The sequence below is a fragment of the Pseudomonas sp. DSP3-2-3 genome (assembly GCF_049898225.1).
Taxonomy (GTDB): Bacteria; Pseudomonadota; Gammaproteobacteria; order Pseudomonadales; family Pseudomonadaceae; genus Aquipseudomonas.
In genome coordinates this window covers 12,957-29,814 of sequence record NZ_JAFCXH010000006.1, presented here as the reverse complement: position 1 = coordinate 29,814, position 16,858 = coordinate 12,957, and the positions used below count along the sequence as shown (strand labels likewise).

The 16,858-nt window shown below is 56.3% G+C and carries 28 protein-coding genes and 1 pseudogene; 9 read left to right on the top strand and 20 right to left on the bottom strand.

The window, feature by feature from the left end; all coding sequences use genetic code 11:
- Positions 1 to 94 precede the first annotated feature (94 nt).
- Together ACP7E4_RS08980 and ACP7E4_RS08975 are read left to right on the top strand one after the other, a co-directional pair.
- A complete protein-coding gene (locus ACP7E4_RS08980; RefSeq protein ID WP_426113473.1) occupies positions 95 to 328 on the top strand; it encodes a hypothetical protein in 234 nt (77 codons plus the stop codon).
- A 65-nt stretch (positions 329 to 393) separates the two neighbouring features.
- Positions 394 to 597, top strand: a complete 204-nt coding sequence (locus ACP7E4_RS08975; RefSeq protein WP_426113475.1) for a hypothetical protein — start codon at positions 394 to 396, stop codon at positions 595 to 597.
- On the opposite strand, the gene ACP7E4_RS08970 is transcribed toward ACP7E4_RS08975, so the two are convergent.
- Positions 598 to 2,343: a DNA cytosine methyltransferase gene (locus ACP7E4_RS08970; RefSeq protein WP_426113477.1), complete on the bottom strand. Its 1,746-nt coding sequence runs from the start codon at positions 2,341 to 2,343 to the stop codon at positions 598 to 600.
- A gap of 46 nt (positions 2,344 to 2,389) precedes the next feature.
- Positions 2,390 to 3,340, bottom strand: a complete 951-nt coding sequence (locus ACP7E4_RS08965) for a phosphoadenosine phosphosulfate reductase family protein (RefSeq protein WP_426113479.1) — start codon at positions 3,338 to 3,340, stop codon at positions 2,390 to 2,392.
- Positions 3,341 to 3,450: 110 nt separating this feature from the next.
- Here ACP7E4_RS08965 and ACP7E4_RS08960 point away from each other — a divergent pair, with 110 nt between their 5' ends.
- Complete coding sequence (locus ACP7E4_RS08960; RefSeq protein ID WP_426113480.1) at positions 3,451 to 3,678, top strand: hypothetical protein; 228 nt, start codon at positions 3,451 to 3,453, stop codon at positions 3,676 to 3,678.
- Positions 3,679 to 3,886: 208 nt separating this feature from the next.
- Here ACP7E4_RS08960 and ACP7E4_RS08955 read toward each other — a convergent pair whose 3' ends face one another.
- Positions 3,887 to 4,132, bottom strand: coding sequence for a hypothetical protein (locus ACP7E4_RS08955; RefSeq protein ID WP_426113482.1), 246 nt, complete (start codon positions 4,130 to 4,132; stop codon positions 3,887 to 3,889).
- Between the two features lie 170 nt (positions 4,133 to 4,302).
- Between ACP7E4_RS08955 and ACP7E4_RS08950 the strand changes: the two genes are divergently transcribed.
- Positions 4,303 to 4,488, top strand: coding sequence for a hypothetical protein (locus tag ACP7E4_RS08950; protein WP_426113484.1), 186 nt, complete (start codon positions 4,303 to 4,305; stop codon positions 4,486 to 4,488).
- Positions 4,489 to 4,737: 249 nt separating this feature from the next.
- Here ACP7E4_RS08950 and ACP7E4_RS08945 read toward each other — a convergent pair whose 3' ends face one another.
- Complete coding sequence (locus ACP7E4_RS08945; protein ID WP_426113486.1) at positions 4,738 to 5,058, bottom strand: hypothetical protein; 321 nt, start codon at positions 5,056 to 5,058, stop codon at positions 4,738 to 4,740.
- A 108-nt stretch (positions 5,059 to 5,166) separates the two neighbouring features.
- Between ACP7E4_RS08945 and ACP7E4_RS08940 the strand changes: the two genes are divergently transcribed.
- On the top strand, positions 5,167 to 5,397 hold the full coding sequence (locus ACP7E4_RS08940) for a hypothetical protein (protein WP_426113488.1): 231 nt from the start codon (positions 5,167 to 5,169) through the stop codon (positions 5,395 to 5,397).
- On the opposite strand, the pseudogene ACP7E4_RS08935 reads toward ACP7E4_RS08940, so the two are convergent.
- The 8 genes and pseudogenes from ACP7E4_RS08935 to ACP7E4_RS08900 form a co-directional block, all read right to left on the bottom strand.
- Positions 5,394 to 5,819, bottom strand: a pseudogene (locus tag ACP7E4_RS08935) (DUF2303 family protein); the annotation flags it as partial. The gene ACP7E4_RS08940 and the pseudogene ACP7E4_RS08935 sit on opposite strands and share 4 nt — an antisense overlap.
- A gap of 87 nt (positions 5,820 to 5,906) precedes the next feature.
- Positions 5,907 to 7,757: a DUF4214 domain-containing protein gene (locus ACP7E4_RS08930; protein ID WP_426113490.1), complete on the bottom strand. Its 1,851-nt coding sequence runs from the start codon at positions 7,755 to 7,757 to the stop codon at positions 5,907 to 5,909.
- Between the two features lie 135 nt (positions 7,758 to 7,892).
- Positions 7,893 to 8,225, bottom strand: coding sequence for a hypothetical protein (locus ACP7E4_RS08925; RefSeq protein ID WP_426113492.1), 333 nt, complete (start codon positions 8,223 to 8,225; stop codon positions 7,893 to 7,895).
- A 78-nt stretch (positions 8,226 to 8,303) separates the two neighbouring features.
- Positions 8,304 to 8,603: a hypothetical protein gene (locus ACP7E4_RS08920; RefSeq protein WP_426113494.1), complete on the bottom strand. Its 300-nt coding sequence runs from the start codon at positions 8,601 to 8,603 to the stop codon at positions 8,304 to 8,306.
- Positions 8,604 to 8,617: 14 nt separating this feature from the next.
- The gene (locus ACP7E4_RS08915) at positions 8,618 to 9,154 is read right to left on the bottom strand and encodes a hypothetical protein (protein ID WP_426113497.1); all 537 of its coding nucleotides are present in this window, start codon (positions 9,152 to 9,154) and stop codon (positions 8,618 to 8,620) included.
- 254 nt (positions 9,155 to 9,408) lie between these two features.
- Positions 9,409 to 9,612, bottom strand: a complete 204-nt coding sequence (locus ACP7E4_RS08910; RefSeq protein WP_426113499.1) for a hypothetical protein — start codon at positions 9,610 to 9,612, stop codon at positions 9,409 to 9,411.
- Between the two features lie 59 nt (positions 9,613 to 9,671).
- Entirely contained in the window at positions 9,672 to 9,863 is a 192-nt protein-coding gene (locus tag ACP7E4_RS08905) for a hypothetical protein (protein ID WP_426113501.1), read from the bottom strand.
- Positions 9,864 to 10,561: 698 nt separating this feature from the next.
- Positions 10,562 to 10,810 carry a DUF1654 domain-containing protein gene (locus tag ACP7E4_RS08900; RefSeq protein WP_426113503.1) on the bottom strand — a complete coding sequence of 83 codons (249 nt, stop codon included), beginning with the start codon at positions 10,808 to 10,810 and terminating at the stop codon, positions 10,562 to 10,564.
- A 354-nt stretch (positions 10,811 to 11,164) separates the two neighbouring features.
- Here ACP7E4_RS08900 and ACP7E4_RS08895 point away from each other — a divergent pair, with 354 nt between their 5' ends.
- Positions 11,165 to 12,322 carry a right-handed parallel beta-helix repeat-containing protein gene (locus tag ACP7E4_RS08895; RefSeq protein WP_426113505.1) on the top strand — a complete coding sequence of 386 codons (1,158 nt, stop codon included), beginning with the start codon at positions 11,165 to 11,167 and terminating at the stop codon, positions 12,320 to 12,322.
- Positions 12,323 to 12,427: 105 nt separating this feature from the next.
- On the opposite strand, the gene ACP7E4_RS08890 is transcribed toward ACP7E4_RS08895, so the two are convergent.
- The 8 genes from ACP7E4_RS08890 to ACP7E4_RS08855 all read right to left on the bottom strand — a co-directional run bounded on the left by ACP7E4_RS08890 (position 12,428) and on the right by ACP7E4_RS08855 (position 15,958).
- A complete protein-coding gene (locus ACP7E4_RS08890; protein ID WP_426113507.1) occupies positions 12,428 to 12,679 on the bottom strand; it encodes a hypothetical protein in 252 nt (83 codons plus the stop codon).
- A gap of 194 nt (positions 12,680 to 12,873) precedes the next feature.
- Positions 12,874 to 13,305, bottom strand: a complete 432-nt coding sequence (locus tag ACP7E4_RS08885) for a hypothetical protein (RefSeq protein ID WP_426113509.1) — start codon at positions 13,303 to 13,305, stop codon at positions 12,874 to 12,876.
- Positions 13,280 to 13,693: a helix-turn-helix domain-containing protein gene (locus ACP7E4_RS08880; RefSeq protein ID WP_426113511.1), complete on the bottom strand. Its 414-nt coding sequence runs from the start codon at positions 13,691 to 13,693 to the stop codon at positions 13,280 to 13,282. The genes ACP7E4_RS08885 and ACP7E4_RS08880 overlap by 26 nt, the downstream gene beginning before the upstream one ends.
- 2 nt (positions 13,694 to 13,695) lie before the next feature.
- Entirely contained in the window at positions 13,696 to 14,103 is a 408-nt protein-coding gene (locus tag ACP7E4_RS08875) for a type II toxin-antitoxin system RelE/ParE family toxin (protein ID WP_426113514.1), read from the bottom strand.
- Between the two features lie 186 nt (positions 14,104 to 14,289).
- The gene (locus tag ACP7E4_RS08870) at positions 14,290 to 14,553 is read right to left on the bottom strand and encodes a hypothetical protein (protein WP_426113516.1); all 264 of its coding nucleotides are present in this window, start codon (positions 14,551 to 14,553) and stop codon (positions 14,290 to 14,292) included.
- 57 nt (positions 14,554 to 14,610) lie between these two features.
- Positions 14,611 to 14,835 (bottom strand): hypothetical protein, encoded by a 225-nt coding sequence (locus ACP7E4_RS08865; protein ID WP_426113518.1) that lies wholly within the window; start codon positions 14,833 to 14,835, stop codon positions 14,611 to 14,613.
- 38 nt (positions 14,836 to 14,873) lie between these two features.
- Positions 14,874 to 15,113, bottom strand: coding sequence for a hypothetical protein (locus tag ACP7E4_RS08860; protein ID WP_426113520.1), 240 nt, complete (start codon positions 15,111 to 15,113; stop codon positions 14,874 to 14,876).
- 26 nt (positions 15,114 to 15,139) lie between these two features.
- Positions 15,140 to 15,958: a LexA family transcriptional regulator gene (locus tag ACP7E4_RS08855; RefSeq protein WP_426113522.1), complete on the bottom strand. Its 819-nt coding sequence runs from the start codon at positions 15,956 to 15,958 to the stop codon at positions 15,140 to 15,142.
- Between the two features lie 109 nt (positions 15,959 to 16,067).
- On the opposite strand from ACP7E4_RS08855, the gene ACP7E4_RS08850 reads away from it, so the two are divergent.
- Genes ACP7E4_RS08850 through ACP7E4_RS08840 form a run of 3 tightly spaced genes read left to right on the top strand, consistent with a single transcriptional unit; the run spans position 16,068 to position 16,745 of the window.
- The gene (locus ACP7E4_RS08850; protein ID WP_426224886.1) at positions 16,068 to 16,262 is read left to right on the top strand and encodes a Cro/CI family transcriptional regulator; all 195 of its coding nucleotides are present in this window, start codon (positions 16,068 to 16,070) and stop codon (positions 16,260 to 16,262) included.
- Between the two features lie 24 nt (positions 16,263 to 16,286).
- Positions 16,287 to 16,490: a hypothetical protein gene (locus tag ACP7E4_RS08845; protein ID WP_426113524.1), complete on the top strand. Its 204-nt coding sequence runs from the start codon at positions 16,287 to 16,289 to the stop codon at positions 16,488 to 16,490.
- Positions 16,491 to 16,517: 27 nt separating this feature from the next.
- The gene (locus tag ACP7E4_RS08840; protein WP_426113526.1) at positions 16,518 to 16,745 is read left to right on the top strand and encodes a hypothetical protein; all 228 of its coding nucleotides are present in this window, start codon (positions 16,518 to 16,520) and stop codon (positions 16,743 to 16,745) included.
- The last annotated feature ends 113 nt before the right edge of the window (positions 16,746 to 16,858 follow it).

Below are 16,858 nucleotides of genomic sequence, written 5' to 3'. Positions count from 1 at the left end.
TACGAAGTGGCTCGGGCGGTTTGTTTTCTGTGAGCATGGAGATACCTCGGGAATCGACTAAAATTTCACCGATAACCTGAATTGGAGGTGGGTTATGAAATGCTTCATTTGCGGCACTGAATCAAGCAAGGGTGCTTCAGTTGACGATTGCTTGCGGCTTTCCTGCCCGAAATGCGGCGAGTACAAAATCAGCGATACAGCGATAGCGACAATGAAAAAGAACGGTTTTCAGTTCAACGTCAAAATTTCGCGCCAGTGGCTGCAATCTCATCGGAGGTCTGGTGATATTCCGCTCATCGTTTCAGAGGTGGCGATCACGCTGATATAAGCCGTCTAGGCCTTGATCAGGGAAACGTAACCAATTATTTGAGAATTCCTTGAGGAACGTTATCAATGACAACCTCCGCTAGACCAATATTTACAGTCAAGAAGCACAAAGACGGAAAAGTTTGGATCTGCATCGAGGAGGGCCCCGTCAAAAGTCCGCTGACCAATGGCACTTATGGTTTCGAACTTGGCCCCCAGACAAGCCGCGAAAAAGCTGAAGAGGTCGCCAAATATATGGGTGAAAACCTGCAGTATTTCGTAAAGCACTGATCATGTTTTTAGCTGCGATTGAATCCGTGCCCCAATCCAGCGAACGACCGTCACGGCCTTGCTGTTGCCTATAGCCTTGTATCGAGGCCCGTCCGGGCATTCTGCTGCGTGCCTCCTGCGCCAAGGAATCAAGGTGTAGTCGTCGGGGAAGCCTTGGAGGCGCTCGCACTCGGTCGGTGTTAATCGACGCACTGAGCTTGTAGCTGCCACGACATTGGGGCCCAGGGCGGAATCGGTGTTGTCGACCTGCTTGCCGTAGTTGCTGGTTATGGTCTGGGCAACCTCCCGGCAGGCCACAATCGGCTGGCCCCGACCGGTTCCGTCTTCACTGCCGTCAAAACCTTCAGCCTTCAGCGTGTGTGTGACATCCCCGGTTATGCATACAGCGACTTGGCCGCCCGCGTTGGCGTGGCTTGTGCTGTGGCCCATTGCGCGCAGCGTGGGCGATACGGCTCCTGCATCGGCGCCGTGATCCTTGCAACTGAAGGCAAGAACGTTTTCCTGCCCGCTATTCCGGCCCAGCGGGTGGGCCATCTCGCGCAGTACGTCAGGATCCTGCGTGCCGTGAACGACCAGCAGGCCGGATTCGGCGTCTTGACTCGTAGCGCTGCCGGCGGCCTTGCCGTTGGCGTTTAGCGTGCCTGCAACCAAGTGGTTAGCCATGGCGTGGTCAACGTCGCTGCCACCGTCAGAACTTCTGAGCGTTCCAGCTACGGCGATAAAGTGGCCTGCCGCTGCGCCGTCCGGCCGGCCACCGGCACCGCCACTGAACGCATGGCTTGTGAGTGCGCCAATCACATCATCCTGCGAGTGGACAAAAAACGTCTCGCTTTCCATGTCCATGCGGGTGTCTTTGGCCGTCAGCGTGGCGGAGCGCTCAACTGACCCGGCCAGGCTATGCCCGCCAAAAGCCGGGATGCCGCCGAACATGGTCACGCCCGGACCTTCGTCGCCTTCGCAGTTCGGGCAGCCGTAATGGCCTAACTCTTCTGGGAACACTTCTCCGCATCCGCACTGGAGCGCAGTGCCGAAAGGAGCTGTTCCGGTAACGTCTTGCCCCTGGCCTCGGCGCGGCGCAGTATCCCGGCGCAGGCCTTCTCGCTCAAAAAGTACCTCAAGGGGATCGAACCCTGCTCGAGCACTTGCGACAAGGAACACACGGCGCCGTCGTTGGGCCAGGCCGAAATATTGGGCGTCCAGGATCCGCCACGCGATTGTTCTTTTGGGTCCATACACACAACCAGCGTCCTGCCAGCGCTTCCCTGGAGGCTGCAATTCGCAGTCTTCCCCAGCAAGCGCGCCAAGAAAGCATCCGAAGGCGTTGCCTTTGTCGGAAAGGACACCAGGGACGTTTTCCCAGACGATGACGGTTTCGGGCTGATTTCTGCTGGCGCGAACATGGTCAACTGCATCTGCGAGCTCCACATATTTGATGGTGAGGGCGCCACGGGGGTCCAGCATCCCTTGGCGCATGCCGGCAACACTGAATGCCTGGCAAGGCGTGCCGCCGACGAGTACATCCGGCGCGGCGATCTTCCCGGACAGCACCAGGGCGCCGAGCTTTGTCATGTCGCCAAGGTTTGGCGTGCGCGGGTAGTGGTGGGCGAGCACAGCGCTGGGGAAGGCTTCGATCTCGGCGAACCACACCGGCTCCATGCCCAGCGGGTGCCAGGCGGCGGTCGCGGCCTCAATGCCGCTGCACACGCTGCCGTATTTCAGTGGCGGATACTGCTGGTGAGCGGACATAGATCATCCTCGCCGGTGTGGCGTGATTCGTTGAAGTGGGGTTGGGTTATTCGCAGAGCCCGTAGGCTGAAGAGCAGCTGTTTTGGTTGTCGGTGCGGGCAATGAGGTCGACCATGTCGAACTGGCGGCCACCGCGCGCGGTATTGCTCCAATCGACGATCCGGTCAATGCCGTGCGTGACGGCGCTCACCTTGTCATCTGATCGGACAGTGGGGTCGGTGACGGTAGCGAAGAACGTGGCCGCTCCGCGCTTGCTGGCGATGCTCACCAGTCGCTCCCACTCGCGCACCCGGTCAACTTCCTCTGGCCACCTGGCCGCGATCTCCCGGAGTTCGTCTTTCGCACACATGATGCATGGCATACAGCCAACGCGATTGCAGCCTTGCAAGTACAGCGGGTTCGGCTTGATGCCGGCGGCCCGGTGAGCCTCGAAGACGGAATCAACTGTCCACTTCAAGATGGGCCGGTAGTTGAACAGGCCGCCTCCAACCTCATCGCACTCCGTTAGGTACCTGCGGGCGAGCGACTCATCGGCCCGAACACCTTGCCAGGACAGCAGCATGTTCTCGCCGTCCATGAGGGGCAGGTAAACCTGCTCGATTATCGGGTTGCGCTTGAGCTCATCAGTGCAAAAGCGCGCCTTCGTGCTGGGGAACCGTCCTTTCCATAGGCACAAGTCCAAGAATGGGTTTCCGGTAGGGTGCAGGACTGCCAGAGCACCCAGCACCACGGATTCCGCCACACCCTTTTCGCGCCATTTCGTTTCGATGAATTTGCGCTTGCCTGCGATCTGCCTGGAAAAGTCCGCCTTCACCCAACGGATGGGCACACCAGTGGCTTCAGTCAGGTAGTGGATGTAGTCGTACGTCTCTGGATGCTCATGCCCGGTGTCAGCCACTACAGCGCTGAGGTTCGGCACCTCCAGCTCGCGGGCGACCAGCAGCGTAGCGGTGCTGTCTTTACCGCCGCTCATGCTGACGATGTTGTGAGTAGGCATAGGGGATCCTCGCCGGCTGGCGTGATTCGTTGAGGTGGGGTAGGTCAGGCAGATGAAACTTCTGCTGGCGCGTGGCGATCTCCTAAGCAACAACCAATAGGAGGTCGGGTATGAATTGCTATCTATGCGGACTAGAAGCGCAGTCGGAACAATATGAAGGCGGCGAGCTGGTCGACTGCTCTGACTGCGGCACGTACAGAATTTCGGGGCTGGTGCTCAAAGAGCTCAGAGGCAAAAAATTCAACTACTCCGAAATGCGGGATGACCTGCACCGCCAGCGCCAGTTCAACGCCACGTCCGTGGCTGAGATCAATACAGAGACGGCCATCTGGGCGTAAGCGAGTGGCGGAGCTGGTGGGATTGCCATTCCCTCAAGACGGAATACCTCATGAGCCAGCACGATATATACGACGAGTACAAAGGGTTACGGGTCTGGAACTACCTGAACTGCGAAAAGGATGCAGATGGGCGCGAGACGTGGCGCATACGGGTAGAGGTGAAGCGCATCGACGAGGTTGTCATTCCTGCTGTGGATGGTGACTGTACCTACGTTGACCGTGGGCTGGCGCAGGTGGCGGGCCGTGAGCTGGGCGCCAGGCTTGTCGACGAGAGCGGGACAGCCTGAGTTTCGGCCTTCAGCGTCACAGTGACCGGACCTTCGCGGAAGTTGCCGTCGATCTTGCCGTCGAGCTGGGCAATCTCTTTGCGGGTCAGGTTCTTCCATTTGGCGATGATGAAGTCGCCCTTGAGGACCGGGACAGGATCCAGGCCCGTAGCTGTAGCCGTTTTCATCAAGCCATTTCTCTGCGGCGTATAGCGCCTGGAACGTGCCAGGCTCGGTGAAGGTCTTCGTGAACATGTTTCCTCCAGTCAGGCGCAGCCCTCCCGATACCGGATGAGGTGGCGCAGATGAGTTAAGTGGGTTATTGGTATTTGCGTAACTCATCCAGGCAGGAGGCCATATGAGACAGCAAAGCGATATCGATGCACTCGCAGCAATCGAAGAGGATGCGCGTGCGATGCTGAGTCGGATAGGCATTCCAGACGACACGCAAAAGCTTGAAGTCCTGATCTGCTTGCGAGACATCATCGATCTTGCAGCTTATAGCGAGGAGCCGGGCGAACATTCTGGGCTGCCGGCTCGATAGTGATCGGCTGGCGCTGCTCAGTGATATGGGGTATTACGGGTGACCGGCATGGAGCTGGGTCAAAGGAGTGACTAATGAACAACCAGGCTCAAATCGACGCACTGCAGCATCTGTTACTCGCCGTCCTAAACAGTGGCCTCACAACCGTTCCTAGGGCGTCTCTGTTCGAGCAGGCGCAAGGCTCAATCATGGGTAGCAATGGTCCGAGTGGTCCGGATCAAAAATCGCTGGCTATGGATTACCTGCAATTCATACAGTCCCAGGTCCGATAAACGCGGTAAGTCCAGGTATACGTGCGGCAGTGGCCAAGCGTGCAAATCCCTCAGGCTCGACGTTCAGCGTCACAGTGACCGGGCCTTCGCGGAAGTTGCCGTCGATCTTGCCGTCGAGCTGGGCAATCTCCTTGCGGGTCAGGTTCTTCCATTTGGCGATGATGAAGTCCCCTTTGAGCACTGGCACAGGATGCATCGCTGATCCAGGCCCGTAGCTGTAGCCGTTTTCATCCAACCACTTCTGAGCAGCGTAGAGCGCCTGGAACGTACCAGGCTCGGTGAAAGTCTTCGTGAACATGGGTGCTCCAGTCAGGCGCAGCCCTCCCGATACCGGATGAGGTGGCGCAGTTTGTTGAAGTGGGGTATTTACGGGTGGCCGGCATAGAGCCGGTTCATGGAGATGCAAATGGCTACTGATCGCGAAGAGTCACGTTTACAGGCGCTGATTGCTATCTTCCGCGCTGCGTCAAAAAACAATGTTGATGTAGATAAGCTTCTCGAGTCAGCCGAACAGGATGTCGCTAAAACCAGCGAGGAACCGTATTCGTCAGCAATCAAGAAGCAAATCCGTATAGCTCATGCTTTGGCAGCGGGATCTTTGAGCAAGACACCCGCTACTGGAGTAGTGCGGCCTTAGTTAGGGCTGAAAGTCCCGAGAGCCAGTTTCGCAGCCTCACCAACCTGAGCGTCGAGTACTGACTTGAACTCTTGGGCGATTTCTTCGCGTTGGACCTCTTCACCGACCCAACGCAGCTTCAGCGCAGGCTGCGCACCGCTGGTGATGACCGAAATGCGCAGGATGATCTCGCGCAACGACAGCCCTTCGAATGGGACTACCGAGAAGATCAGCGACGTGGGCAGCGTTTCTTTGCTGGTTGCCTCGATGGCATCCATGGCGCTGCGGCTGGCGCGGGTTTCGCTGACGGTGTGATCGCTTTCCGAAGTGGCCTTGATCGAGATGGTGCGTACCGCCGCGATGGCTTTGACCAGGCTGATGTTCTGGAGGTATTCACCAACAGCCGACAGCGTGCTGTGCCAGTCCTCGATCCAGTCGCTCACAGCTTCATGCTTATCTTTCCCTCATTGATAATCAAATTGTTTTGATAAAACAGAATGGCCCCACCTGCAGATGGGGCAATTTATTTATCAGGCGTTGAATGAAAGCAGGCCAGCGGTCGAGATTGAACCGCTGCTCAGATCAAGTGCGCCGCTTAGCTTGACGACAATATCCGCCGCATTTAGCCCGCTGATGGCGTCGTTACTAATCAGGTAGGTATCGCCTGAGTACTTGAACCACTGAATGCTATTGACCGTGCCAAGGGCTGCGCTGATGGCTGCGTCCAGGCTGGTGGCGGCAGTTACATTCACTTCGCTGGCATTGAATGTACCGCCCGAGGCGAACTTCACGGCGTCCTGGCTACGAGTCAGGTCGGTGATGGTAGTGATTTGCTTGTTGCTGAGCGAGCCCAGGGCGGCATTGCTGACATCGACCGTGTCCTTGCCTGTACCGGTGGTGATGGTCGCGGCCAGCGAGCCGGAGAGGCTGGAAGTGGCAACGTTGATCAGGTCGTTGCCGCTGCCGGTCTTGATGAGCAGCGCAGATTGGCCGCCCGCTGCGGTGGCGGCGTGGGTGGTGATGGACAGGTTGCCGGTGGCACTGGAGCCGTCGATGCTGCTGAGTTTCGCCGCCGCGCTGCCGCCTTGGGCAGATACGTCGAGCGCCAGGGCAGCGCTGCCGCTGATCAGGATATTTTCCAGGGCGTTGCCTGCCAGGGTGACAGCGCTTTTAGTCCCGCTCGCGGCAAGGGCAAGGCTTTTGGTGATAGTGCCGGAGGTAATCGAAATGCCGACAACCGAGCCATCCGCGCCATAGCCGGCGTCTTGCAGGTTGAGCGCCAGGCTGGCGGACGCTGCGCTGCTCAGGTCCAGTGAAAGGGCGGACTGCTGGTTCTTCAGGGTCAGGCTGTTCAGTATCGCGCTGGCAGTGATTTGTGCGGTGGGAGCGCTGACATGGTCCAGGGTCAGGGCTAATTTGCCTTCACCCGGACGGTTGATGAAGATGGCTGAGCTGTCCTTGATGGTGATGGAATTGGCCCCGGCGCCGACGATATTCACCGAGCCGGCTGTGGTGACGCTGGAATTGGCAACCGGGTCCAGAGTGGTCAGGCCGTTGCCTGCGACGGTCAAGTTGACGGTGGTGACGTCGGACGGGGCAGAAAAGGTCCCGCCGCTGGCGGAGGTGATATTCACTATTTCGACATGCTGCAGGCTACCGGTCAGTTGGTGCAGGCTCGCCATCGTCATGATCAGTGTGTCTGTGCCGTCGCCGCCGTAAAAAAAGTTGCCGGCAGTAAAGGTCGATTCATCGCCAATCGCCGTGTCATTACCGTCGCCGCCGAAGAAGTTGTCGACGCCTGTGGTAAAGGTGAAAGTCCGCGAGCCCGGTGAAGTATCGGTGGGCGTCGTGGCGCGCGCGACGGCATCGGTCAGCCCGGCGGTTGCCGTAACCACTGAAGCCGAAGTCGAATCCACCGTGCGCAGGAACTGCCGGGCGAACGCACCGGCATTGGCGCCGCCATAGCCGCTGATCTCGGCGGCGGTGTCCAGTTGCGCGGTGAATGCATTGGCGATCGCGAGTTTATTGGCAACGGCTTGCGAATCGCCTGCACCGGCATTGGTCAAAATCTGCCACGCCGCGTTGGACGGGCTCAGGGTGTTTTGATCCAGTTGCTGTACCCAATAACTCAAGCCCGCCGCTTCGGGTGTACGGTTGAACAGATTGAGATAGATGGCGGTGATTTTTTCGGCAGAACTGGTACTTCCGTATACGATCGCCGACTCCAGGGATGCCGAGAAACCTGCAATAGCCAGGGACAGATTGCCCCCCGCGGCATCGACCTGGGTTGCCCAATAGTTAAGCCCAACAGGGTCTGCGGGCCGCCCAAAGTAAGCAATGTACAACTTCTGGATCTGATCAACGTAGGTGGACGCTGCCATTTTTAATTCCCCATTCCTTTATAAAAGTCAGCCCGTCCTCGTTAAGGGGGCAGCAACTAAGCATCAACTTGGGAAAAATGTAACATGGATCCAATATTGCGATGACTATCAACTGCCAAATGGCAGGGGCGCGTTTTAGACTCGGTCCGGGTCACGCAGCAGCTCTCTGCACGATTCCTCCACGAACTGAGGCGCCAATTCCGAAGAGATAACGAAACCTGACGAATCAGATTTCAACATCTTGTCTTGCTCTTCAGGGCTGGCGCGCATCAGGTAAAGCCCGAGGTTCTGCCAAGCTTCCTGCGCGTTTCTGATTCCGTTGCGCTTCATGGCAGCCGCCATCCCAGATTTCACACCGGCTGCCATGTTGATGGTTATCTTCTCGATGCCCAGCTGGGCGGCCTTCTCCAGCTCCCGCTGCCGGTACTCCTTGGAGTGATCCGCCGGCGACTTCTTTGTCTTGGTCATTCGCTTTAATTCCGGATGGCGGCAGGGCCAGAAACAGTGGGCGCCGCCGCTGGTTGGCGCGGGAATTGAAACGGCGCATCACGGTGCGGGAGCGAACTTGATGCCGTTCTCTTTGCCGATCAGGCCGACTGTTTTGATGTGAATGCCCATGGCTTTTGCTGTCTCGGCCTGGGTCTTGCCGGATTCAGCGTGTTTTTTCACCACCGGTGCGTTGGCGTCACGTCGAGCGCGCAGCTTCTCGGCGTGAGTGCTGGTGCCAAGGTGCGGCGCATTGGCGCTAAACCCGGTAGGAATGTCCTGTACACGCTTGCCGGTGGCCAGGTAGCGTTCGATTTGGGCGCCGAGCGTGGCGATGATCTGTTCGCGCGGATCAGGCATTGGGACGCCGACGTTCATGCCGCACCAACCAAACGCAGCGACAGCCGATTTGCCTTTGCTTCGAGCTGCATGGCGAAGTCCAGCGCTTCTACGTAGGTGAAACGACAGGCGCGGGTCTTGCCGGTGGCAATCTCCACAATGTGGAAGGCCTGGGGCGCCTTCGTCACTACCTGATAGCGAACCCGGCGTGCCGGTGCAGGGCGGCCGATGCGGAGGTGAGCGGCAGCGCGCGCTGCGTGGGTGAGCGTCAGCAATGCGCCAAGCTCGTCAAAGCGTTCTTGAAATGAAGCGTGCATAAAACATCCCTCGGTGGTTGCTTTTATTGGGCTGGGCGCTGTTGCGAGCGCGCACTCGAATAAAGGCAGGCAATAAAAAGCCCAGTCGAAACCGGGCTTTTTGCGTTCAATCTGCTGGTGCTGCGTGAGGCAGTAGACCAGGTACTTATCGTTTACATGGCTGCAAATCCTCTGGAAGTAATCGGCTGCCGGGGCCGGCAGTCTTGTTTGCGCTGCTTTTGATGACGCGAGTATCGCGGCGCGCAGCCGTCGCACGGCTGGATACAGGTGGCCGGCGCATTGCCGGGATGTTCTTCCGCATCGGGGTGTGATCTATCCGGAGGTGTGGTCTCTTCAACAGCCCACCGTTCAACTCGCAACGCTGCAAAAGCTCACCGCCAGGGGCTGCTTGATCGCTGGCTTCATCCTCGGCCTGCTGTGGCATCTTCAGGACGGATCACACTCCGATGCAGCCTGGCGCGTTGCCAGGGTTCGGGCAGTTAACGTCAGGCTGACGTGGCGCTGGTTGTTCAGTCGACACTGATGTTTCCGCCGCCTGGCTTCATGATGGTCTTCAGCATTTCCCGCTGAAGCTCACCGATGGCCCAGGCTGTTGCCATGATTGCGACGTCTCGGCACGTCGCGTTCTTGCCCTGGAAGCCTTCAACGCTGATACCGCTTTTGCTGATGGTCACCGTCCCGAGACGACTCAGCATCATTTCGTATTGGTCCATCTATCTGCTCCGGTTGATTTCCCAATGCAGCCTGTCGCCAAGCTGCATCAGTGAAAATTTCAGGCCACTGCCTTCACCGGTGTAAATCGTGAAGGACTCCAGTCGCACGACTCGTCTTCGGGGACATGGCCAAACATCAACGCGCAGCGGCGGCAGTGCGCGCAGTCGGCGCATGTTTTGCCTTCCGGCAGGTTCATCTTGTCTGCGTTGTCGGTTGAGCGCGGCAAGAGCGCTCTTTGTTCAGTGCCCATAACTTGGTTCTCCGGTTGATTTCCCGTCTGGCCCTGTTGCCAAGGCCAGCCAGTGAAATCCAAACCGATTCCTATCAGCGCCTTCAAAAGCAAATCAAGGAATCGATCTGTGGCCCGGTCCCGCAACTGGCGTCGGAACGGGCTTACTGCGTCATCGGTGTGGCCCGTTGCCCGCTGCTGATTGCAGGGCTGGCCGGTCGTCTTCGGTGTGGGCTTCGAGCTTCCTACTCACGGCGGCAATCGGCATCTGTTCGCCGTGGATCACAGGTCCTTACAACATGCACGCTACAGCTCTGAATGCCCTGGCTGAGTGGGGCAGGGTGCATGAGGTCCGGCGTTCCCAGCCGAGGCTATCGGGATCGCTAATTCATAACGGTGTTGCTGGCTTGGGGTTACTCGCCACCCCCTGCTGGGCGATTACTTTTTTCCATACGTTTACGGTTTGGCTGGCGGTAGCTCGGACATACAGCGCATCAATGTGGGTATCGCCCACGTTCAATGCGTTAAGGCTTGCGGGCCGTCAGCGTTTTACGATTTCGTTGTTAAAGAGCGGTAGCGCTGCTGGTCCCTAACCAGGTACTGAGCGGCGATAAAGCAACAATACCGCCGGTATTTTCGCAGGTCAATACCTCCGGTCGTGTATTTTAGAGGGCGCAAAAAAAACCGGCGCAATGGCCGGGTTCAGAAAGGCTCGGAATTCAGTCTTCTTTTGGAACAGTCCAGAACAGCTGTATCAGGCCATCATCCCGCTGCGCGATGGTCACGTTCTCGTTTTCGGCGATCTCGTCAAGGATACGATCCCAATCAGCCTGGTCATCGTTGGCTGATCGTTCGAGTAGAACCGACTTCGCCATTTGGGCCTTAGGCGTGTTGATCGCTCTCTGGATCCGCATCCCCAGCAGCTCATAGGAGGAGGGAGGTTTCGGTGCTGGCTTCGCTTTTGCCATGAGTAAATACTCCGTTTGTGTATATGCATACAGTATTCGGCTCGTAGCAGGAGTGCAATTAAAAGAGTACATTTGTACTCTTCTCCGCTTTCGATCAGTGCAACCCGATCGGCGGCTACCGGGAAAAATCAGCTACACCGGGCGTCAATGCAAAATTACCGGGGCAGCATTCAATGGAGGTCTTCCCTATCGAATCTGAGAATGAGGTGTGGTCTCCCACAAAGCGTTCGGCTGTCAGCTGATCACGCGTGCAGATAGCCAAGCCGATCGAGCAAAAAAAAACGCGTTAGATCTCAACTATCAATCCCTAGGTCAAGGCTATTTGACCGGACGTTCACTTATAAGGCGGTAACTATGACCATCACTATTTCAGCCACAGGCAACTACAACCCTGCTAATGGCACCGGCGCGGATGACCGCGCAGCGTTTCAAGCCGCTTTCGATGCGGCACAGGATGGCGACACGATTCATCTTCCGGCACCGCAGGCGGGTCTCGGCTACCGCCTGGGTGGCCCGGTCGTTATCAACAAACGCGTTACCGTGAACTTGAACCATGCCGAGATTTACGTCACCGGCATCGGTGCGTTCTCGCTGCTGGAAGGCGCGGGAAAATGCACCATCAATAATCCGAAAATTACCGGTAACCGCCCAGGCTCCCCACAGACCGGCTTCACCATCTACTCGCAATATGTGCACATCCAGAACGGCTATTTGTCTGACCTAAATATCGGAATCGACGTAACCGGCGGCGTCTGGCAGACCTTGAAAGATATGACCATGCGCAACATGGTGAAGGGTGCTGTCCAGTTGGGTAACGTGGTCGGGACTCGCGTGCAAAACCTGAAATACGATACCGATGCAGGTTTCCCGCAACCCGAATTTGGCCTGCGCATCTTCGGCGAGGGCTGCGTCATTTCGGACTGCGATATTATCCATGCGGGCATCTGCCTGCTGCTTGAAACCGAACCAACCCGTGACAACACTTGGAACTTTTTCAATTCCTGTTCGTTTGACACCAGCCCATTTGGTATCGTCATCCGCAACAACACCTCCCGCAAACTGGCTGGTCAGATGTTTAACAACTGCTGGTCTGCCAGCATGGGCAATGCGGCGGTCTGGATTCAAGGTAACCAGGCCATTGACGGCGTGACTTTCGACGGCTGCCACTTTTTGAATAACGAAAATCACGCCATTATCAACGAAGGCAACACGAATAACGTGGTTATTACCGGGTGCCAGTTCGGCGGTAACGGCGTCTCTGCACCAAATGCCCGCTTCAATATCTACTCCGACTCCATCGGCTCCAAACTGATCCGCAGTTGCACCTTCGGCAAGTACGGGCAGACCGTGGGGGTTGTCCAGTCTGACCTGTTGCGGACCGCCCGCGACGGCGCTTGTGTTTTTTCCGAAAACTGGTCTGACACCAGCCCTTCGGCGGGTCCGGTTAACGGTGCTGGTGCCTCGCCTTTACGCTACGGAATCAATTACGGCTACGCCAGTCCTTCCCGCTGATAGCAGCTAGCAACGGGCCATGGACGGCCCGCTCTGTGCCTCTTCCGGAATCTGTGTTCGCCTATCCATACACCCCAATCATCATTCATAGCTAAAACTCGAGTGCTAACTCGTCAGATCCTCCGGGTCTATCTTGCTCTCGGGCTTCCACCTCGTTAATAGGTCAGCCATGGCCTCGGCGATGAAGTCTGCATTCTCGTTAAGCGCGTCAAGCTGCTGTTCAATCCTTCTAGACACCTCTGTAGATCCGCGCTGATTGATCCAGATGCCGATCTCTTCGATGGCTGAGCCGAGTGCGTTTATATTCAAGTTTAGGCGGTGGAGCAGGGCGGGGGTTGGATCGTCGGGCAGGGACATGGCGTTTCCTCCATAGGAGAGGAAAGCGTAGGGCAGGCATGACACGTTGAAGAATCGCGGACAAAGAAAAGCCCGCGATAGGGATCGGCGGGCTTAAAGTATTGAAGGAGCTGAATAGACCATACGGCCCGAGACGTGAAAAGGTCGTGAAAGCTGAGTATGAAAAAAGCTCGGCGCTTGGTCGGGCTTTATAGTTATTCAACATCCATGCTGGCGGGATCATCCTCGGGCACGAAGTCTTCAGGTTCCAATATCTTCGGCTGAAGGTAATACTCGCTCCACGGGCCGCGGCTAGTGACGGTTGCGATCTGATCTCTCAGCGCGCCAAATACGATGTGCGGACCACTTTTCATGATCAGGCGTGCCTGCTCGTCTTCAGGTACATCACCGTCCACGGTAAAGTTTGCAACACAGAAAGCGCCGATCGTGTATTTGTCAGAAGGCGTCTCTCCGATGAGGCTAAGCTTCATACCTACCTGATACCGATCATCGTCGGTCTTATGCAGGAGTATTTTCACCGTCGGCTCTGAAGGTGATTCGGCTGCATTGGGATCATAGTCAGGGTTTGAGTCAACTGACAGTTCTGGGTAAAACAGGTGGTTAAGCGTAAATTTCGCGCGCTTCATCTCTCATCTCTACCAGAAAGTTAGAAACGTCAATCCATTCGCGGGGTTTGCTGGCGATGGCGGGTGGCTGCTGATCATGAGTCAGGCAGTTGAAGTGCTCGAGCCACCTAACACTAGCTTCCGAGTCTGCAACATGAATATGGATCCGCCCACCTAATGCGTGCGTAATTTTCACCATCGAGTCGATGGTGAAATTTGCATCACCGCGAAGGGCTTTAGTGATGTATGCGGGGCTGGTATCCATTCGCTCTGCCAGCGCGGCATTGTTGATGCCCCTGACGTTCATCAGGCGGGTGATACCGCCGACGAATTCCAGCTTTGCTTGCTCTTGGCAAAAGCTTTTCGTCTTCCTGAGCTCGGCAATTCTTTCCTTGAACGATTTGAGCATGTCTAGTCCTCCTCGATAAACTTAAGGCTATTCAGGGTCTTGCTTCTCGCGTAGCTCTCCTTAACGCGAATCGCTCTCTGAATTTCACGCCTCGGGGTCTTCTGGCTCTTTTTAACGATTCCATGGGTGCAGATGATGATTTTTTCATCATCCTCGAACCAGAAGAACCGCAGCCGACCCTTGATGTATTCATAAATCCTCTCGCCCTGATCAACGTAATGACACTGGGCAGTGTTAAACGCATCCGAGCCAAGCTTGCTGTGCCTTTCCATCATAATAAGAAGGCCATTTAGGTTGGCCTCGAAGCCGGGTCCAACCTCATCCATGAAAACTTCGACCTGTGAGCGGCCGTCAGGATCCATTGGAGATGTTATCTGCCAGCGATGAGAAAAATGAATTTTTAGGTTCACTGCATCACCAAGCTGGGCGCAACATTAACCCATAGGTTAATACAGGTATAGAGGATGGATGGTCAAAATTCTTGATTTTTTCAATGCGTTCCATGCGTTTTTTTCACTTGTCAATTAAAAATTAAGCTGATGTCGTTACTTGCCTCCACTAGCCTTATAACCGTCTCCCGCAATCCGCCACGCCGCCTACTCAAGCCCGACCCTGACGATCCGGCCGCCTTTCGCTTCATCCGCGTACGCTGAAATCCTACCTTGCTCGGATTTAAGCAGCTTGTATATGCTGAGGAGGGCCGCGGCGTCTTCGGCATCACCGCCAGCGTCGATGCGCATGGCGATGCTGTCCAGCTCAAGTGCAGACCATCCGAGTATTGCGGCAGAGTCTTCAAGATCGAAAAACAACTCCTGCTGGGCCGTTCTCGCCCCATCAAGACCTTGGATGTCATCTCCCATTGATTCTGCCACCCTAGCTTGTGATTCGTTACGGGCTACGAATCCCCGCTGCGCCATCTACTCAGCAGTGCCGTTACCCTTGACGCCTTTGTCGGCTTCACCAGCAAGAATCTTTAATTGAGCTGAGGTGTAACGAAGTTGCTTTATCAGGTCTGATGTTTCGGCATCCATTAACCCTTCAGCTTCCCGGAGCTTGCCCAAGCCAGCAGCAGAAAATTCGAAATCCTCTGCGAGCCTAGAAAGTTCTGAAACCATGTGTGTTCTGGCAATCTCGGTGCTCATAATAAGGCTCCTGATCTTATAGATGCCGTCGCGCAACCTCAGTTGATACTGGAACGCGCCACTACTCCTGTTCCGACTTCCTTGGCGTAGGCAGCGGCCGCGTCCTCGATCTCGTTCAGGTCGCGGGCCATCGCGAGAAGCTTCAGTGACTCGGCTTCGAGACCTGCTTCGCTCAGTCGCACAGCCATTCCAAGCAGGCCTATCGACGTGCGTCTAAGCTTCTTCGCCGCTTTGCCCAGATCCATGCGCATGTCGTTTGAAGGCTTATTGATACTCATGATGCCCTCCCGAGAAGGAAGTGAGTCTACAAATCCCCGCCGCGCCAGATAACCTTTCCGATGATCCGGTGCTCGTTCACCTCGCTGCGTGTAAGCATGACGTCGGCGTAGTCGTCGCAGTCATCGTTGTCGCTGCGAATGATCCATCCGCCCAGGGGGGTTTTAATCAGTCGCTTCACGATCGTTCCTTTGTCCGAGCTGGTCAGTACGAACACCTGTCCATCGGCAGGCTCAGACTTGGACGTATCCAGCAGAAGCACGTCGTGGTCGTTAATCGTTGGCCACATGCTGTCGCCATCGGCGTAGATCACAATCAAGTGTTTCTCGTTGACGCCCTTCATCCTTAGCCATTCGCGCTTGAAGGCTAGGGTGGCGAGGGATTCGACGTGTGGATTCTCGTGACCAAAGCCTGCTGCTGCCTTTGCAGAATATTGTGGGATGAATGCGTATTTTTCATCGCGATCATCGCTAACGTCTTCGCCGGCGGGGAAGGGGGTATTGGCAGCGGGGGCTGGCTTGCCTTGCTTCCCAGACCCTGGCGCGCCGTCACTCATATCGAGGGATGAGGCCATTCCTTTGAGCTGGTCAGCAAGAGTGGGGCTAATTTCCGATACGTTGACGCCGAGGACCTGCGCGAACACCGCGGCGGCCTTGAGGCTCAGGGCGGTGCGGCGGTTCATGAAGTGACTTATCGCACCTTGCGTTACGCCATCTCCAAGTGCATCTGCCAGCTTCTCCTGGGTCAAATTCAGGGCGGCACGCTTCTTCTGAAAGATTTCCTTCAGGCGGTCGCTATCTTCCATCTGCCAGTCGGCAAGCGGCAGTCTTCGGGATTCTTTTTTCATCGCGCGATGTTAATACCTGCGGTATTCGCTGAGCCAATATCGCCGGTATTGACTAGCCACAATACCGGCGGTCATACTGGGGATACGTAATTGATTGGAGGACGACGCAATGCGCCGTATCCCGCTAACAGAATTTGCCGCAGAGCACGGCCACACGAAGGCCGCAAAGATGCTCGGCGTAACTCAGGGTGCTTTGAGTAAGGCCATTCGGGTAGGCCGTGACGTGGTTGTCACTCAGTGCGACGACGGCAGCTTTACAGCCCAGGAATCCCGGCCTTTTCCATCTCAGAAGTCCGCTGCGTAACAGCTCATTACTGGATATCGACTCATGGCCTACGACGAGAAACCCCATCGGCACGAACACCAAGTGAAGGTCCGACTGGACGATGAGGACTTCAACCGTCTTCGGGCGATCTCTCAGCGATTCAAGCTGCAGCACAGCGTTCTCAGTCGCGAAATCATTAAGGCGGTGATTGAGGTCGTTGAGCAGACGGGCGAACTGCCTGACTGGCTGGAAAAAAAACAGGCCTAGCAACAAGCCAAGAAGAGAGGTTGCCTGGTGAACGTAGTAAAGCCAGAAGTGGAACTGAGCAGTAAGGACATGGCGATTCTTGACCGGGTCGGCCGTAACGCCGGTACCACCGGAGAAAGCCTGCTTAGGGATATTTTCAAGAAAGTGATTGGAGCGCTGGAAGACGCGCAGAAAGCAACTGATCCGGTCCATGGGTCGCCAGCCGCCAACGTGTTCCCGATCCGCCCAGAAGCGAAGAAGTGGGTCCCTGATTAGGGACCGCAATGACCGGCAATAGGCTTTCAGGATTTGGGTCCCTAAAAAGGGACTGGAAAAGGTCATGGGTTCATCCCTGATCAGTTGATGAACACAGTTTCTCCAAAGTAGTG

Coding starts and splice junctions, on each gene's coding strand:
- ACP7E4_RS08980 (WP_426113473.1), top strand. CDS start 95: ATGAAATGCTTCATTTGCGGCACTGAATCAAGCAAGGGTGCTTCAGTT.
- ACP7E4_RS08975 (WP_426113475.1), top strand. CDS start 394: ATGACAACCTCCGCTAGACCAATATTTACAGTCAAGAAGCACAAAGAC.
- ACP7E4_RS08970 (WP_426113477.1), bottom strand. CDS start 2,343: ATGTCCGCTCACCAGCAGTATCCGCCACTGAAATACGGCAGCGTGTGC.
- ACP7E4_RS08965 (WP_426113479.1), bottom strand. CDS start 3,340: ATGCCTACTCACAACATCGTCAGCATGAGCGGCGGTAAAGACAGCACC.
- ACP7E4_RS08960 (WP_426113480.1), top strand. CDS start 3,451: ATGAATTGCTATCTATGCGGACTAGAAGCGCAGTCGGAACAATATGAA.
- ACP7E4_RS08955 (WP_426113482.1), bottom strand. CDS start 4,132: ATGAAAACGGCTACAGCTACGGGCCTGGATCCTGTCCCGGTCCTCAAG.
- ACP7E4_RS08950 (WP_426113484.1), top strand. CDS start 4,303: ATGAGACAGCAAAGCGATATCGATGCACTCGCAGCAATCGAAGAGGAT.
- ACP7E4_RS08945 (WP_426113486.1), bottom strand. CDS start 5,058: ATGTTCACGAAGACTTTCACCGAGCCTGGTACGTTCCAGGCGCTCTAC.
- ACP7E4_RS08940 (WP_426113488.1), top strand. CDS start 5,167: ATGGCTACTGATCGCGAAGAGTCACGTTTACAGGCGCTGATTGCTATC.
- ACP7E4_RS08930 (WP_426113490.1), bottom strand. CDS start 7,757: ATGGCAGCGTCCACCTACGTTGATCAGATCCAGAAGTTGTACATTGCT.
- ACP7E4_RS08925 (WP_426113492.1), bottom strand. CDS start 8,225: ATGACCAAGACAAAGAAGTCGCCGGCGGATCACTCCAAGGAGTACCGG.
- ACP7E4_RS08920 (WP_426113494.1), bottom strand. CDS start 8,603: ATGCCTGATCCGCGCGAACAGATCATCGCCACGCTCGGCGCCCAAATC.
- ACP7E4_RS08910 (WP_426113499.1), bottom strand. CDS start 9,612: ATGGACCAATACGAAATGATGCTGAGTCGTCTCGGGACGGTGACCATC.
- ACP7E4_RS08905 (WP_426113501.1), bottom strand. CDS start 9,863: ATGGGCACTGAACAAAGAGCGCTCTTGCCGCGCTCAACCGACAACGCA.
- ACP7E4_RS08900 (WP_426113503.1), bottom strand. CDS start 10,810: ATGGCAAAAGCGAAGCCAGCACCGAAACCTCCCTCCTCCTATGAGCTG.
- ACP7E4_RS08895 (WP_426113505.1), top strand. CDS start 11,165: ATGACCATCACTATTTCAGCCACAGGCAACTACAACCCTGCTAATGGC.
- ACP7E4_RS08890 (WP_426113507.1), bottom strand. CDS start 12,679: ATGTCCCTGCCCGACGATCCAACCCCCGCCCTGCTCCACCGCCTAAAC.
- ACP7E4_RS08885 (WP_426113509.1), bottom strand. CDS start 13,305: ATGAAGCGCGCGAAATTTACGCTTAACCACCTGTTTTACCCAGAACTG.
- ACP7E4_RS08880 (WP_426113511.1), bottom strand. CDS start 13,693: ATGCTCAAATCGTTCAAGGAAAGAATTGCCGAGCTCAGGAAGACGAAA.
- ACP7E4_RS08870 (WP_426113516.1), bottom strand. CDS start 14,553: ATGGGAGATGACATCCAAGGTCTTGATGGGGCGAGAACGGCCCAGCAG.
- ACP7E4_RS08865 (WP_426113518.1), bottom strand. CDS start 14,835: ATGAGCACCGAGATTGCCAGAACACACATGGTTTCAGAACTTTCTAGG.
- ACP7E4_RS08860 (WP_426113520.1), bottom strand. CDS start 15,113: ATGAGTATCAATAAGCCTTCAAACGACATGCGCATGGATCTGGGCAAA.
- ACP7E4_RS08855 (WP_426113522.1), bottom strand. CDS start 15,958: ATGAAAAAAGAATCCCGAAGACTGCCGCTTGCCGACTGGCAGATGGAA.
- ACP7E4_RS08850 (WP_426224886.1), top strand. CDS start 16,068: ATGCGCCGTATCCCGCTAACAGAATTTGCCGCAGAGCACGGCCACACG.
- ACP7E4_RS08845 (WP_426113524.1), top strand. CDS start 16,287: ATGGCCTACGACGAGAAACCCCATCGGCACGAACACCAAGTGAAGGTC.